Here is a 13,603-nt window from a genome sequence, read left to right as displayed (position 1 = left end):
CAGGATGTGTCTACCTTTGGATGTAAGTTCCTCGTTACAGTTGGTGCACGTCGCAGGGGCATCCCGCCGCATGCGCAGGGGGACGCGGAAGAGGAGAGGGACGGATGCCGGGAAACCTCAGTGTCGCGGAGCTGCAGAGTCGGATCGCACAGGGCGAGATCGACACGGTGATCGTCGCCTTCGCGGATGCGCAGGGCCGCCTCGTGGGAAAGCGCACCTCGGCGCGCTTCTTCACCGACGTCGTCCTGCCGCACGGTGCGGAGGCGTGCAACTACCTGCTGTCGGTGGACGTCGACATGAACACCGTCGAGGGCTACCCGATGTCGAGCTGGGAGACCGGCTACGGCGACATGATGCTGCTGAGCGATCTCGAGACGTTGCGAACGATCCCCTGGCTGCCGGGCACGGCGCTCGTCATGGCCGACCTCGGCTGGGAAAGCGGTGATCGCGTGACGCAGTCGCCCCGCGACATCCTGAAACGACAGCGCGAACGCCTCGCAGACCGGGGCCTCGTCGGCTACGCCGCCACCGAGCTCGAGTTCATCGTCTTCGACGACTCCTATCGCGAGGCCTGGAGCAAGGGGTACCGCGACCTCCAGCCGGCCACCGACTACAACATCGACTACAACCTGCTCGCCTCGACGCGCATGGAGCCGCTGCTGCGCGACATCCGTGTCGGCATGGAGGGCGCGGGCATGTACTGCGAGGGGGTCAAGGGCGAGTGCAACCTCGGTCAGCAGGAGATCGGGTTCCGCTACGCCGAGGTTCTCGAGACCGCCGACCAGCACGCGATCTACAAGAACGGTGCGAAGGAGATCGCCGACAAGCACGGCAAGTCGCTGACGTTCATGGCCAAATTCAACGAGCGCGAAGGCAACAGCTGCCACATTCACCTCTCGGTGCAGGGTGAGGACGGCGACGCGGTGATGGCCGGAGACGGCGAGTACGGCTTCAGCCCGTTCATGGGTCACTGGATCGCCGGCGTGCTGGCCACCCTGCGGGAATTCACCCTCCTGTACGCACCCAACATCAATTCGTACAAGCGCTTCGCCAAGGGCTCGTTCGCGCCGACCGGCATCGCGTGGGGCGTCGACAACCGGACGTGCGCGCTGCGCGTCGTCGGGCGCGGAGCCGGCCTGCGCGTGGAGAACCGGGTGCCCGGCGGTGACGTGAACCCCTACCTCGCGATCGCCGCGATCATGGCCGGCGGACTCCACGGCGTGCAGAACGAACTCGAGCTGCCCCCGCCGATGACGGGGAACGCCTACGCCGCGGGGGTCGACCAGCTGCCGACCACCCTGCGCGACGCCGCTCGACTCTTCGGCGAGTCGACGATCGCGCGCGAGGCCTTCGGTGACGACATGGTCGAGCACTACCTCAACCAGGCGCGGATCGAGGTCGAGGCCTACGACTCCGTCGTCACCGAGTGGGAGAGGGTGCGCGGTTTTGAGCGCCTCTGAGCGCCCGCCGGTCGTCGGACTCACGACCTACCTTGAGCAGGCGAAGCAGGGTGTGTGGGACGTGCGTGCCTCGTTCCTCCCCCAGCAGTACTTCGACGCCGTGACCGCGTCGGGCGGTGCCGCGGTGCTGCTGCCACCGCAGCCGAATCCGGATGCCGCGGCCGAGGTCGTCCTCGACGGCATCGACGGGCTCATCCTCACCGGGGGACTCGACGTCGCTCCCGAACTGTACGGCGCCGAGCGTCACCCCACCACCGATCCTGCGCGCAGCGATCGCGACGCGTGGGAGCTGGCCCTGTTCCGCGGCGCCGAGGTGCGGCGGCTGCCCGTGTTCGCCATCTGCCGCGGACTGCAGCTCGTCAACGTCGCGCGGGGTGGGACCCTGCACCAGCACCTGCCCGAGGCGCTCGGCACGGAGCGGTACCGGATCGGAGGCGGAGTCTTCGCCACGAACGCCGTCGCCGTCGCGCCGAACTCGACCCTGGCGCGGCTCGTCGGAGACGGCGACCTCGATGTGCACAGCTACCACCACCAGGGCGTGGACCGCGTGGGCGAAGGTCTCGTCGTGAGCGGACGCACGGACGACGGTCTGGTGCAGGCGTTCGAGGATCCGGATGCTGCGTACCTGGTCGGCGTCCAATGGCACCCCGAGGAGAACCCCGAGGATCGGCGGCTGTTCGCCGGCCTCGTCGACGCGGCCGCCGAGTTCGCCGCGCGTAAGCACGCCTCTCCGTCCGTCCTCCCGCAGCACCGGAGCGCGCCGGTCGGCGAGCGGACGACGCGAAACGAAGGGATTCTCGCGTGAGCGACACCTACACCCTGATCAATCCGGCCACGGGCCGGGCGTTCCAGGAGATGCCGCGCGCCACGGTGGACGAGGTCGACGCCGCCGTCGCCCGCGCGGTGACCGCTCAGCGCGGGTGGGCAGATGCGGCTCCGGTCGCCCGGTCCGACGCTCTGCGCGCCTTCGCGCGCATCGTCGAACAGCATGTCGAAGAGCTCGCGGCCCTCGAGGTGCAGAATTCTGGGCATCCGATCTCGTCTGCTCGGTGGGAGGCGTCGCACGTCGCGCAGGTGCTCAACTTCTCCGCCGGGGCGCCGGAGCGGTTGTCCGGGCAGCAGATCCCGGTCGCCGGGGGGTTGAACGTCACGTTCCACGAGCCGTACGGCGTCGTCGGCATCATCGTGCCGTGGAACTTCCCGATGACGATCGCGTCGTGGGGGTTCGCACCGGCGCTCGCCGCCGGCAACGCGGTGGTGATGAAGCCCGCCGAACTGACGCCGCTGACCGCGGTGCGATTGGGTGAGCTCGCCCTCGAGGCGGGCCTTCCCGAAGGACTCTTCCAGGTCATCACCGGTGCGGGGTCGGTGGTCGGGGAGCGCTTCGTGACGCACCCCGACGTGCGCAAGGTCGTCTTCACCGGCTCGACGCCGGTCGGCGTCGAGGTCGCGGCGGGATGCGCACGCGGACTCAAGCCGGTGACGCTCGAGCTCGGAGGCAAGAGCGCCAACATCGTGTTCGCCGACGCCGATCTCGAGGCCGCCGCGTCCGCCGCCCCCGGGGCCGTGTTCGACAACGCGGGTCAGGACTGCTGCGCGCGCAGCCGCATCCTCGTGCAGCGGTCGGTCTACGATCGGTTCCTCGAGCTGCTCGAGCCCGCCGTCCGGGACTGGAAAGTGGGCGATCCGTCGCTGGAGTCGACGTCGATGGGCCCGCTCATCTCGGCGGCGCACCGCGACACGGTGGCGTCGTTCGTCGACGATGACCGGGTGGCGTTCCGCGGCTCGGCCCCGTCGGGCGACGGGTTCTGGTTCGCGCCGACCGTCGTCCTGGCGGACCCCGGGGACCGGATCGCGCAGGAGGAGGTCTTCGGCCCGGTCGTGGCCGTGCTGCCCTTCGACGATGAGGCCGACGCGATCCGTCTGGCGAACGACACCGCGTACGGCTTGGCGGGATCGCTCTGGACCGAGAACCTCGGCCGTGCCGTCCGCGTCTCGCGCGGGGTCAAGAGCGGCGTGCTGTCGGTCAACTCCCATTCCTCGGTGCGCTACTGGACGCCCTTCGGCGGCATGAAGGCGTCGGGACTCGGCCGCGAGCTCGGGCCGGATGCCGCGGAGCATTTCACCGAGACGAAGAACGTGTTCTTCGCGACGGATGCCCGGTGAGCGGGCTCGGCGAGCCCGCCGACGCGGTGGCGCGGCGCAGCCGGAGCTGCGTGTCCGGGCGGGGCGGGTTCGCCGGGCCGGAAGCCGCGCAACGTGGGCACGGCACGCTCGTGGCGCGGATCCGCGGGGACGGGAAGGCATGAGATGGCACGGCACGGCGTGGAACGGGAAGGCATGAGATGGATCTGACGCAGAGGCTCAAGGACAGGGTCGCAATCATCACCGGCGGCGCGTCGGGGATCGGCCTGGCGACGGCACGACGGTTCGCGGCCGAGGGCGCGCGGGTGGTGATCGCCGACCTCGATCCCGCGTCGGGCGAGGCGGCGGCAGCCGAGGTCGACGGACTCTTCCGGCCGGTGGACGTCGCGGACGAGGCATCCGTCAACATGCTCTTCGACTCGGTCGCCGGAGATCTCGGACGGCTGGACATCGCGTTCAACAACGCGGGGATCTCCCCGCCCGACGACGATTCGATCGAGACGACCGAGCTCCCCGCATGGGACCGCGTGCAGGATGTGAACCTGAAGAGCGTGTATCTCTGCTCGCGCGCTGCGCTGCGGCATATGGTGCCGCAGGGTCGCGGATCGATCATCAACACGGCATCGTTCGTCGCGCTGCTCGGCTCGGCGACGTCGCAGATCAGCTACACCGCGTCGAAGGGCGGGGTGCTGGCGATGACCCGTGAGCTCGGGGTGCAGTTCGCGCGGCAGGGGATCCGCGTGAACGCACTTTGCCCCGGCCCGGTGAACACGCCGCTCCTGCAGGAGCTTTTCGCCTCGGACCCGGAGCGCGCGCAGCGGCGGCTCGTGCACGTGCCGATGGGACGGTTCGCGCAGCCGGAGGAACTCGCCGCGGCCGTCGCCTTCCTGGCCTCAGACGATGCGTCGTTCATCACGGCGTCGACCTTCGTCGTGGACGGCGGCATCAGCAGCGCCTATGTGACGCCGCTGTGAATCGTCTCGTGCCGCGGACTCCTCAAGAATGCAGCGAGATCGGCGTTCTGGTGGCCACGAGCACGCGGCGCACCGTTTTTTGAGGAGTTGCGCACAGGCGGGTCAGATCACGGCGGGAGGGCGGAGCGATGACATCACGGGCAGACGGTGCGGTGGTGACGCCGGAGGGGGAGCCGCCGCCGCAGCTCACGGAGGTGCACCGCGCGGTCTACCGTCCGGTGCGGCAAGGGAACGCCCTCGAGCACACGGTCGCGCGCCTCGCGCAGACCATCCGCCTCGGGGTCGTCGCGCCCGGGGAATCGCTGCCCTCCGAGCGCGACCTCGCCGGGCTCTACGGCGTCAGCCGTGACACCGTGCGCGAGGCCACCCGCGAGCTGACCGACACCGGCTACCTCGTGCCGCGCCGCGGGCGCTACGGCGGGACGTTCGTCGCCGACCCGCTTCCGCGACCGGTCGACCTCGGCCCGGTCGATCCCGGTGAGCTCGACGACGTGCTCGGCCTCCGCCGGGTGCTCGAGGCGGGAGCCGCGCGCGCGGCGGCCGAGCGTACGCTTAGCGCTCCCGAGCGCGAGGCGCTCTGGGCGCTGCACGCGAACGCCCAGAGCGCGGGCGAAGATCAGTACCGCCGGCTCGACACGCTCCTGCACCTGTCGATCGCCGAGCTCGCCGGCATCCCGTCGGTGATCGCGCTCGTCGCCGAGAATCGGGCCCGCGTCAACGGCTGGCTCGACACCTTCCCGCTGCTGCCCCGGAACATCGAGCATTCGAACGCCCAGCACCAGGAAGTGGTGTCCGCGATCCTGGCCGGGAGGGCGGATGCCGCGGAGGCGGCGATCCTCGATCACCTGGCGGGGTCGGAGGCGCTGCTGCGCGGATTCCTCACCTGAACGGGATCGTTAGGCTGGGGACGTGGCATCGGGAAAGAAGAGCGGGAAGACCGGCAAGAGCGGCAGGAAGAAGACGCCCCTGGAGTTCCGGAACGTGGCGCTCGTGGATGCGCTGCAGACGCAGGACATGGCCGCCGTCGCGTTCGCACTGCGACACGGGCCGACCGTGGTGCCGTTGATGAAAACGGGGACCCGCGACAATCCGCTCGACACAGGTGAGATCTGGACCTACCGCGACCCGAACACCGGCGACATCGCCCTGCTGCTGTTCAGCGATGCCACGCACAAGCCCGAGACGCTGCCGCCCGCGGTCGCCCTGCAGTCGCCGGAGTCGCTGAAGGCGATTCTGGAAGCGCACCAGGCCGAGATCACCACGGTGTTCTTCGACATCGCGGGCCCGCACCCGATGCAGGCCACGCCGGCCGACCTGCTGGCCGCACTTTCGATCTGAGAGGCACCAGCCGCCCGCGCGCGTTCAGAAGCCCGGGGCGGGGTCACCCGGCCGGGCCCTGGCCCGGGTCGTCACGTCGCGGAGCGCCCCACTCAGCGTCTCGGAGCGGTTGTCGATGACCTCGGTGTATCCGAGCCGGGCAGCCTCGCTGCGTCGCTGCGTCACCTGGGTGACGGGGCGGATCTCACCGGCCAGACTCAGCTCGCCGATCGCGGCGAAACCCTTGGGCATCGGCTTCTCGCTCACCGATCCGGCGACGGCCAGTGCGATCGCGAGGTCGGCGGCGGGCTCGGTGAAGCGCACCCCGCCCACCGTCGAGACGTAGACGTCCTTGTCGGAGGTCACGATCTTCGCCTTCTTCTCCAGGACCGCCAGCACCATCGCGACGCGGGCGCTGTCGACCCCGTTCACGACCCGGCGGGGGTTCGGCGCCTTCGTGGCGATCGTCAGCGCCTGCACCTCGACGGGCATCGCCCGTCGTCCCTCGAGGGCGATCGCGACACACGTGCCTGCCTCGATCTTCCCGTGCCCGAGGAACAGCTGGCTCGGGTCGGGAACCTCGGTGATTCCGGCGCCGGTCATGTCGAAGCATCCGACCTCGTCGGTCGGCCCGAAGCGGTTCTTGAGGGCGCGGATGAAGCGCAGCGACGTCTGCCGGTCGCCCTCGAAGTGGCAGACCACGTCGACGAGATGCTCGAGGATGCGGGGCCCCGCGATCGAACCGTCTTTCGTGACGTGGCCGACGATGATGACCGGGAGGCCCCGATCCTTCGCCACCCGGATGAGGGTGGATGCCACCTCCCGCACCTGCCCCGGATGCCCGGCCATGCCGTCGGACAGCGACGACGACACGGTCTGCACCGAGTCGACGATCAGGAGTTCGGGCTGCACCTGGTCGATGTGACCGAGGATCGTGGCGAGGTCGGTCTCGGCCGCGAGGTAGAGCTCGTCGTGCAGCGCACCGGTGCGCTCGGCGCGCAGCCGCACTTGGGCGGTCGACTCCTCTGCGCTCGCGTAGAGCACCCGTCGCCCGGCCCGCGCGCTCGCGGCCGCCACTTCGAGCAGCAGCGTGGACTTTCCGACCCCGGGTTCGCCCGAAAGGAGGATCGCCGCGCCCGGCACGATACCGCCCCCCAGGACGCGGTCGAATTCGCCGACACCGCTCGTGCGCCGCGGGGCATCGGTCGTGTCGATGGTCGTGATCGGACGCGCCGCGCGACCGGCTCCCGGTGCGATCGGGGCGACCGAGCGCGAAATGCCGGGGGACTCGGATGCCTCGACCACGGTGCCCCACTGCTGGCATTCGCCGCAGCGGCCGACCCATTTCAGGGTCGTCCACCCGCACTCCGTGCACCGGTACGGCGCGGCTTGGGTGGGTCTGCGGGTGGCCATCGTCTCAGCGTAGGCGGGACCGGCGACATCGCTGCGGCAGCTCTCCGCGGTCTTCGAGACCGCAGACTGGAGGCATGAGCCAGACCTCGCGCGCCCCGGGTTCGAGCACCGCCCGGCGCCTCGGACGGTGGGTGCTCGGAGCTTTCCTCACGGTCGCCGGCGTCGCCCATCTGACGTTCGCGCGGGAGTCGTTCCGCGCGCAGGTGCCGCCGTGGCTGCCGCTCGATGCGGATCTCGTCGTCCTGGCCTCGGGAGTCGTCGAGGTCGGCCTGGGACTCGCGCTGCTCCTGCTCGGCAGACATCGCGTCGCGGTGGGATGGGTCGTCGCACTGTTCTTCGTCGCGGTGTTCCCGGGGAACATCGCGCAGTACGTCGAGGGACGCGACGCGTTCGGTCTCGACACGGACCTCGCGCGCGGCATCCGTCTCATCTTCCAGCCGCTGCTCGTGCTCTGGGCGCTCTGGTCGACGGGCGCGTGGCGGGCGTGGCGCGAGAATCGACGCCGTCGAGCCCGCGCGTGATCGGACGGGCGTCAGCCCCGCAGCGAATCCGCGACCTCGCGCAGCGCGTCGGCCGAGCGCCTCAGCAGCCCCAGTTCGTCGTCAGAGAACGGCGTCTCGGGGATGGGGAACGCCCCTGAGGCGCTCACGATCGACGGCACCGACAGGGCCACGCCGCTGAGACCGTGGAAGCCGTCGAGCACCGTGCTGACCGGCATGACGGCGTGCTCGTCCTGCAGGATCGCCTCGGCGATGCGCGCACTCGACAGGCCGATCGCGTAGTTGGTCGCGCCCTTGCCGAGGATCACCTTGTAGGCGGCGTCGCGCACATCGACCGCGATGCCGTCGAGCTCGTGCACGCCCATCGGGGGGTGCTGCTCGGTCTGCCAGTCGAGGATGGGGACGGTGCCGATCGTCGCGGTTGACCAGAGGGGGAACTCGGTGTCGCCGTGCTCGCCGACGATGTAGGCGTGCACGCTCGACGACGAGACACCCGCACGGCGCGCGAGCTCCCAGCGCAGCCGAGAGGTGTCGAGCACGGTGCCCGACGCGAAGATGCGCTCGGGTGGAAGACCGGTCGACTCCTGTGCGAGCACGGTGAGCACGTCGCAGGGGTTGGTCACGATGACGTAGATCGCGTTCGGCGCGGCCTCGAGCAGCGCCGGCATCATCTTCTTCATGATGCCGGCGTTGACCCCGGCGAGCTCGATGCGCGTCTGTCCGGGGTTCTGTTTCGCGCCGGCCGTGATGACGACCACGTGCGAGCCCTCCACCACCGACAGGTCGCTGCCTCCGGTGATCTGACTCGACCCGGTGAACTGCGTGCCGTGGGCGAGGTCGAGCACTTCGGCCTCGACCTTCGCGGTGGCGATGTCGTAGAGCGCCACGTGCCGGGCCGACCCGCGGATCAGTGCGGCGTAGGCGACGCTCGCGCCCACGCTTCCGGCTCCGACGACGGTCAGTTTCGAGTTCTCGATGACGCTCATGCGCTCAGTCTGGCAGGGCGGCGAGTACTGCGGCTACGGCGACCCCTGATGTTCAGGTGCTCTGCGGAGCGGACGTGTCGGGGGCCGTGTCGGCCGGGGTGCGCGACCCGTCGGCCGAGGCATCCGCTCTCTTCGTGTTGCGGATGCCGAGGAACGAGGCCACGCCTCCGGCCGCCATCAGGAGGGCCGTCACGACGGCGGCGCGGTGGAAGCCGTCGAGGTCGAGACTGCCGCCGATGATCGCCGCGAGGGCGGCGATGACGAGGAGGCCCGCGACCCGCGAGACCGCATTGTTGACGGCCGAGGCTATTCCCGAGCGGGCTGTGTCGACCGCGCCGAGGATCGCCGCGGTGAGCGGGGAGACGGTGACCGACAGGCCCAGGCCGAAGACGATCATGCTGGGCAGCACCTGCCACCAGTAGTCGAAGTCGGTGCGGACGGTCAGCAGCAGCAGCGCGCCGACGCCCATCAGCAACGGCCCGACCGTCATGAACAGGCGCGGTCCCCAGCGCCCGGCGAGGGTGCCCATACGCGAGCTGAGGACGATCATGAGGATCGTCGTCGGAAGGCTCGCGAGACCCGCGAGGGTCGCGGGCAGTCCCGCGCCCTGCTGCAGGTAGACGGCCACCACGAACCCGTTCAGCGACAGGGCCGCGTAGATGAAGAACGTCGCGACGTTGCCGGTCCAGAAGTTACGGATGCGGAAGAGTCCGAGCGGCAGGATCGGCGACGACGAGGTGCGCTGCCGGAGGAGGAACGCGGTGAATAGCAGGATGCCGCAGACCAGCGGAATCCAGATACCGGGGTCGGTCCAGCCGAGGTTGGGCTGCTCGATCAGCGCGAAGACGGCGGCGCCGAGCCCGAGCGTGCACATGGCGCCGCCGAGCCAGTCGATGCGGGTGTCCGGCCGCCGCTCGTCGTGCGCGGTGAGCCGGGTGAGGAGCCAGAGCGTGATCGCGATCGGGACGACGTTGATGAGGAATACCCACCGCCATGACAGGTAGTCCACGAAGAGCCCGCCGATGAGCGGCCCGGCGATCATCGCGCTCGTGGTGAGGGCCGTCCAGGTTCCGATCGCCTTGCCCTGCAGCGGACCGCGGATGGTCGAGGTGATGAGGGCGAGTGAGCTCGGCACGAGGAACGCCCCGGCGGCGCCCTGCAGAGCCCGGGCGATGACGAGGAACAGGGGATCGAGCGACAGGGCGACCGCGATCGAGGCGACGCCGAACCCGATCAGCCCGATCCGCATGACGAGGATGCGGCCGAAAGCGTCGCTCACCGACCCCGCGAGCAGGATCAGCGCCCCGAGGGTGATGAGGTAGGCGTCGACCACCCACTGCTGGGTCGTCAGGCCGCCGCCGAGGTCGCGGCCGATCGCCGGCAGGGCGACGTTGACGACGGTGCCGTCGAGGAACGCGACGAAGGAGGCGAGTGCGGCGATCGCGACGACGAGCCGCTGCTGCGGGGCGAGGGTGCTCTGGCTCACGGTGCCAACTTAGCCCCGCCGGGGTGACGGGAGGGTGCGTGCGCCGGAGGCTGACGGGCTTAGCCTGAGGAGTGCGGTCGGATGCGGCATCCGACACCCCCACCGGACGGGACGACGTCATGGAATTCGGACTGCACATCGCAGATTTCACCTGGAACACCGGCCCGTCGAAGCTCGGCCCGATGCTGGCGGCCCACGTGCGCAATGCGGAGGCCTCGGGCATCCAGCGCATCACCGTGATGGACCATTTCTGGCAGCTGCCCGGCATCGGACCCGTCGAGCACGAGATGCTCGAGGCCTATGCCACCCTCGGCTTCATCGTGGCGAACACCGAGAAGGCGCTGCTGCACACGCTGGTCACCGGAGTGATCTACCGCGAGCCGGCGCTGCTCGCCAAGGCCGTCACGACGCTCGACGTGCTGTCGGGCGGCCGGGTCGGCCTCGGCATCGGCGCGGCATGGAACGAGGAGGAGTCCGCCGGGATGGGCTTCGAGTTCCCGCCGGTCGCCGAACGCTTCCGGCAGCTCGAGGAGACGATCCAGATCTGCCTGCAGATGTGGTCGGACTCGGAGGAGCCGTACGAGGGTGCGATCTATCAGCTCGGTCGCACGCTGAACTCTCCGCAGAGCATCGCGCGGCCGCATCCGTACCTGATGATCGGCGGCAGCGGCGAGAAGAAGACGCTGCGCATGGTCGCCCAGTACGCGGATGCCTGCAACATCTCGTTCAGCCCCGAGTCGGCGCGCAAGCTCGACGTGCTGCGCGGGCACTGCGACGCGGTCGGCCGGGACTACGACGAGATCGAGAAGACCGCGATGATCCCGATCACGCCCGAGTCGACGCCCGAGACCGTCGCCGCGACCGTGCGCGAGATCGCGGAGGTCGGCTTCACCGCGACGTACGTCTTCGCCGTGGGCATGCCCGAGCCCTCGCAGGTCGTCGACGTCATCGCCGGAGCGGCGGCGCTGGGCGAGTGACGGATGCCGTGGCCGGCCCGGCTCAGGCCGGGCCGGTGGCGACGGCGCGCAGCAGCGGCCGAGTGACGGCGAGGGCCGCCCAGACGATGAGCACGCCGATCCCGATGGTCGCTACGATCACCACGATCGAGACGGGGCTGACGATCAGGGCGATCCCCGTCAGCGGCAGCAGCACGACGGCTGCCGCGACGGCGGAACCGACCACGGCCACCCGCACCGGAAGCATCGTCTCTCGTCGGCGCGCAGCATCCATCGTCCGTGAGGGGACGCCGAGCAGGCTGAGCCCGCGATACAGCTCGGTGCGGTCGAGGATGCCGGTGGCCTGACCGATCGCCGTCGCGCACGCCACCATGACGAACGTTCCGATGACCGTGATGGCGAGCCCCGTGCGGATGTCGGTGACCAGAGCGGCGTCGGCGGATGAGGCGCCGCCGGTCGCGACATCCATCAGTGCCGCGCCGACGCCGGCGAACACGGCCACGAACGACGCCATCGCCAGCGGCGCGACCTGGCGCCATATCGCGTGGGGGCTCTCGAGCATGGCGCGCGCGGCAAGGAGGCGCTCCGGGGTGCGGGCCCGACGCACCTCGAGCCGCGCCAGCACGCGGACGAGCCAAGGGCCGATCACCGAGAGCGCGCCGAGGATGCCCGCGCAGACCGCGCCGAGGACGACCACGAGGGCGATCATCGACGTGGCCGCGCCGAGGAGGCTCATCACCGCGTAGCCGAGGCCGATGGCGACGACCGCGATCACGGCACGGATCGCGGCGACGTGCGGTGCCGCGTCGCGAGTTCGCACACCGAGCGGCGAGACGACGACGCGCCGCAGGCTCGCGATCGCGCTGACCGCGGCCAGAAGCACGATGCCCGCACAGACGACGACGATCGCCCACACCGGCAGGAGCACGCCGCCGGCGGTCAGCGCGGCACCCCGGAATCGGATGAGCCCCACGAGCGGCGATGTCGCCAGGAACACGACGGTGCCGGCGAGCGAGCCTGACCCGGCCAGGGTCGTCGCTTCGAGCACGGCGATCGAGCGGACCGTGGTGCTCGAGGCTCCGAGCAGTCGCAGCGTGGCGAGGCGGTCGTCGCGTCGACGTGCCGACAGGCGGGCGGCGGCCCCGCCCACGGTGACGAGCGGCACCAGAAGCAGTGCGAGGGCGACCACGGCGAGCAGCTGGTAGAGCCCGGCGAGGTCGTCGGTCGTCGTCCAGAACGTCTGCGCGCCCCCGACCACGATAAGCACCAGAGCGGTGACGGCTGCGAAGGCGACGACCGGCAGCAGCACGGTGCCCTTCCGGGTGACGCCGGGTCGCAGGAACAGGCGCGTGAGGGCGAGGGCGGATGCTGCGCCACGGCGTCGAGGCCGGACCGATGTGAGGACGCCTGAGGTCATGCCGACACCGCCCGACCCGCGCGCTCGCCGACGACGCGGCCGTCGCGCATGTCGACGATGCGGTCGCACTGCCGGGCGATCTGGTCGGAGTGGGTGACGAGGACCAGAGTGGAGCCCCGGCCGGTCGTGGAGGCGAGGAGGGCCGCCATCACCTCGTCGGACGTGCGGGAGTCGAGGGCTCCCGTCGGCTCATCGGCGAAGACGATCCCGGCTCCGGTGACCTGCGCGCGGGCGATCGCGACGCGCTGCGCCTGGCCGCCGGAGAGCTGTCCGATACGGCGGTCCTCCATGCCGGCCAGGCCCAGGTACTGCAGCCACGGCGCGGCCTTCCGTTCGGCCTCGGGCCGCGGCATCCCGGTGATCATGAGGGCGAGTGCGACGTTCTCGATCGCGGTGAGCTCGGGCACGAGCATGCGCTGCTGGAAGACGAAGCCGAACGATTCGCCGCGCAGTCGAGTGCGATCGGCGTCGTCGAGGGTGGTGACGTCGGTCGTCACCCCGTTCGCCGCCAGGTGCACGGCGCCCGAGTCGGGGAGCACGATGCCGGCGAGGACGTGCAGGAGCGTCGTCTTGCCCGAGCCGGACGCGCCCATGATGGCGACGGCCTGGCCGGCGAAGACGTCGAGGTCGACCCCGGCGAGGGCGACGGTCTGCCCATAGGTCTTGGTGAGGGCGCGGGCGTGGAGGAGCGGAACGGTCATGGGTCAAGTCTTCGCGCGGGCCTGTCGCGGCGCGTCGGGCGGAAGGGTGATCCGGGTCATCCTGGGGGATGATCCGGATCGCGTGCGCGCTGTGAGGTGTGCGGACCTGACGCCGATTCGCCGCATCCCCGCGCGTGTCGTAAACTCGACGACGGTGACGTGTCCGAGCGGCCGAAGGTGCAACACTCGAAATGTTGTGTAGGTTCACCCCTACCGTGGGTTCAAATCCCACCGTCACCGCCATCTAA

13 protein-coding genes and 1 tRNA gene are annotated in these 13,603 nt (G+C 70.3%); 9 read left to right on the top strand and 5 right to left on the bottom strand.

Features of this window, described 5'->3' with window-relative positions:
• Positions 1-104: 104 nt before the first annotated feature.
• From ACFM35_RS15660 to ACFM35_RS15635, 6 genes are all read left to right on the top strand, one after another.
• Positions 105-1,460, top strand: coding sequence for a glutamine synthetase family protein (locus ACFM35_RS15660; protein WP_378843752.1), 1,356 nt, complete (start codon positions 105-107; stop codon positions 1,458-1,460).
• A complete protein-coding gene (locus tag ACFM35_RS15655; RefSeq protein WP_378843750.1) occupies positions 1,447-2,265 on the top strand; it encodes a gamma-glutamyl-gamma-aminobutyrate hydrolase family protein in 819 nt (272 codons plus the stop codon). The genes ACFM35_RS15660 and ACFM35_RS15655 overlap by 14 nt, the downstream gene beginning before the upstream one ends.
• Entirely contained in the window at positions 2,262-3,626 is a 1,365-nt protein-coding gene (locus ACFM35_RS15650; protein ID WP_378843748.1) for an aldehyde dehydrogenase family protein, read from the top strand. Before ACFM35_RS15655 ends, ACFM35_RS15650 begins: the two co-directional genes overlap by 4 nt.
• Positions 3,627-3,805: 179 nt before the next feature.
• The gene (locus ACFM35_RS15645) at positions 3,806-4,579 is read left to right on the top strand and encodes a 3-oxoacyl-ACP reductase (protein WP_378843746.1); all 774 of its coding nucleotides are present in this window, start codon (positions 3,806-3,808) and stop codon (positions 4,577-4,579) included.
• Between the two features lie 128 nt (positions 4,580-4,707).
• Complete coding sequence (locus tag ACFM35_RS15640) at positions 4,708-5,466, top strand: FadR/GntR family transcriptional regulator (RefSeq protein WP_378843744.1); 759 nt, start codon at positions 4,708-4,710, stop codon at positions 5,464-5,466.
• A gap of 22 nt (positions 5,467-5,488) precedes the next feature.
• Complete coding sequence (locus ACFM35_RS15635) at positions 5,489-5,917, top strand: dehydrogenase (RefSeq protein ID WP_378843742.1); 429 nt, start codon at positions 5,489-5,491, stop codon at positions 5,915-5,917.
• Between the two features lie 24 nt (positions 5,918-5,941).
• Here the strand turns inward: ACFM35_RS15635 and radA are convergent, their stop codons facing one another.
• Positions 5,942-7,309, bottom strand: a complete 1,368-nt coding sequence (radA, locus tag ACFM35_RS15630) for a DNA repair protein RadA (protein WP_378843740.1) — start codon at positions 7,307-7,309, stop codon at positions 5,942-5,944.
• 74 nt (positions 7,310-7,383) lie between these two features.
• Here radA and ACFM35_RS15625 point away from each other — a divergent pair, with 74 nt between their 5' ends.
• On the top strand, positions 7,384-7,830 hold the full coding sequence (locus ACFM35_RS15625; protein ID WP_378843738.1) for a DoxX family protein: 447 nt from the start codon (positions 7,384-7,386) through the stop codon (positions 7,828-7,830).
• 11 nt (positions 7,831-7,841) lie between these two features.
• On the opposite strand, the gene ACFM35_RS15620 is transcribed toward ACFM35_RS15625, so the two are convergent.
• Positions 7,842-8,795 (bottom strand): L-lactate dehydrogenase, encoded by a 954-nt coding sequence (locus tag ACFM35_RS15620; protein ID WP_378843736.1) that lies wholly within the window; start codon positions 8,793-8,795, stop codon positions 7,842-7,844.
• A gap of 52 nt (positions 8,796-8,847) precedes the next feature.
• Positions 8,848-10,281 (bottom strand): MFS transporter, encoded by a 1,434-nt coding sequence (locus ACFM35_RS15615; RefSeq protein ID WP_378843734.1) that lies wholly within the window; start codon positions 10,279-10,281, stop codon positions 8,848-8,850.
• A gap of 71 nt (positions 10,282-10,352) precedes the next feature.
• Between ACFM35_RS15615 and ACFM35_RS15610 the strand changes: the two genes are divergently transcribed.
• A complete protein-coding gene (locus ACFM35_RS15610; protein ID WP_378843732.1) occupies positions 10,353-11,258 on the top strand; it encodes an LLM class F420-dependent oxidoreductase in 906 nt (301 codons plus the stop codon).
• A gap of 22 nt (positions 11,259-11,280) precedes the next feature.
• Here the strand turns inward: ACFM35_RS15610 and ACFM35_RS15605 are convergent, their stop codons facing one another.
• Both ACFM35_RS15605 and ACFM35_RS15600 read right to left on the bottom strand, forming a co-directional pair.
• Positions 11,281-12,654 carry an FtsX-like permease family protein gene (locus ACFM35_RS15605; RefSeq protein WP_378843730.1) on the bottom strand — a complete coding sequence of 458 codons (1,374 nt, stop codon included), beginning with the start codon at positions 12,652-12,654 and terminating at the stop codon, positions 11,281-11,283.
• Entirely contained in the window at positions 12,651-13,355 is a 705-nt protein-coding gene (locus tag ACFM35_RS15600) for an ABC transporter ATP-binding protein (protein ID WP_378843728.1), read from the bottom strand. The genes ACFM35_RS15605 and ACFM35_RS15600 overlap by 4 nt, the downstream gene beginning before the upstream one ends.
• A 153-nt stretch (positions 13,356-13,508) precedes the next feature.
• Between ACFM35_RS15600 and ACFM35_RS15595 the strand changes: the two genes are divergently transcribed.
• Positions 13,509-13,598, top strand: a tRNA-Ser gene (locus ACFM35_RS15595).
• The last annotated feature ends 5 nt before the right edge of the window (positions 13,599-13,603 follow it).

Source organism: Microbacterium songi (assembly GCF_042747925.1).
In the GTDB taxonomy this organism is placed as follows: Bacteria; Actinomycetota; Actinomycetes; order Actinomycetales; family Microbacteriaceae; genus Microbacterium.
Note: the sequence above shows the minus strand (reverse complement) of the source record. Positions and strands in the feature narration are given on the sequence as shown.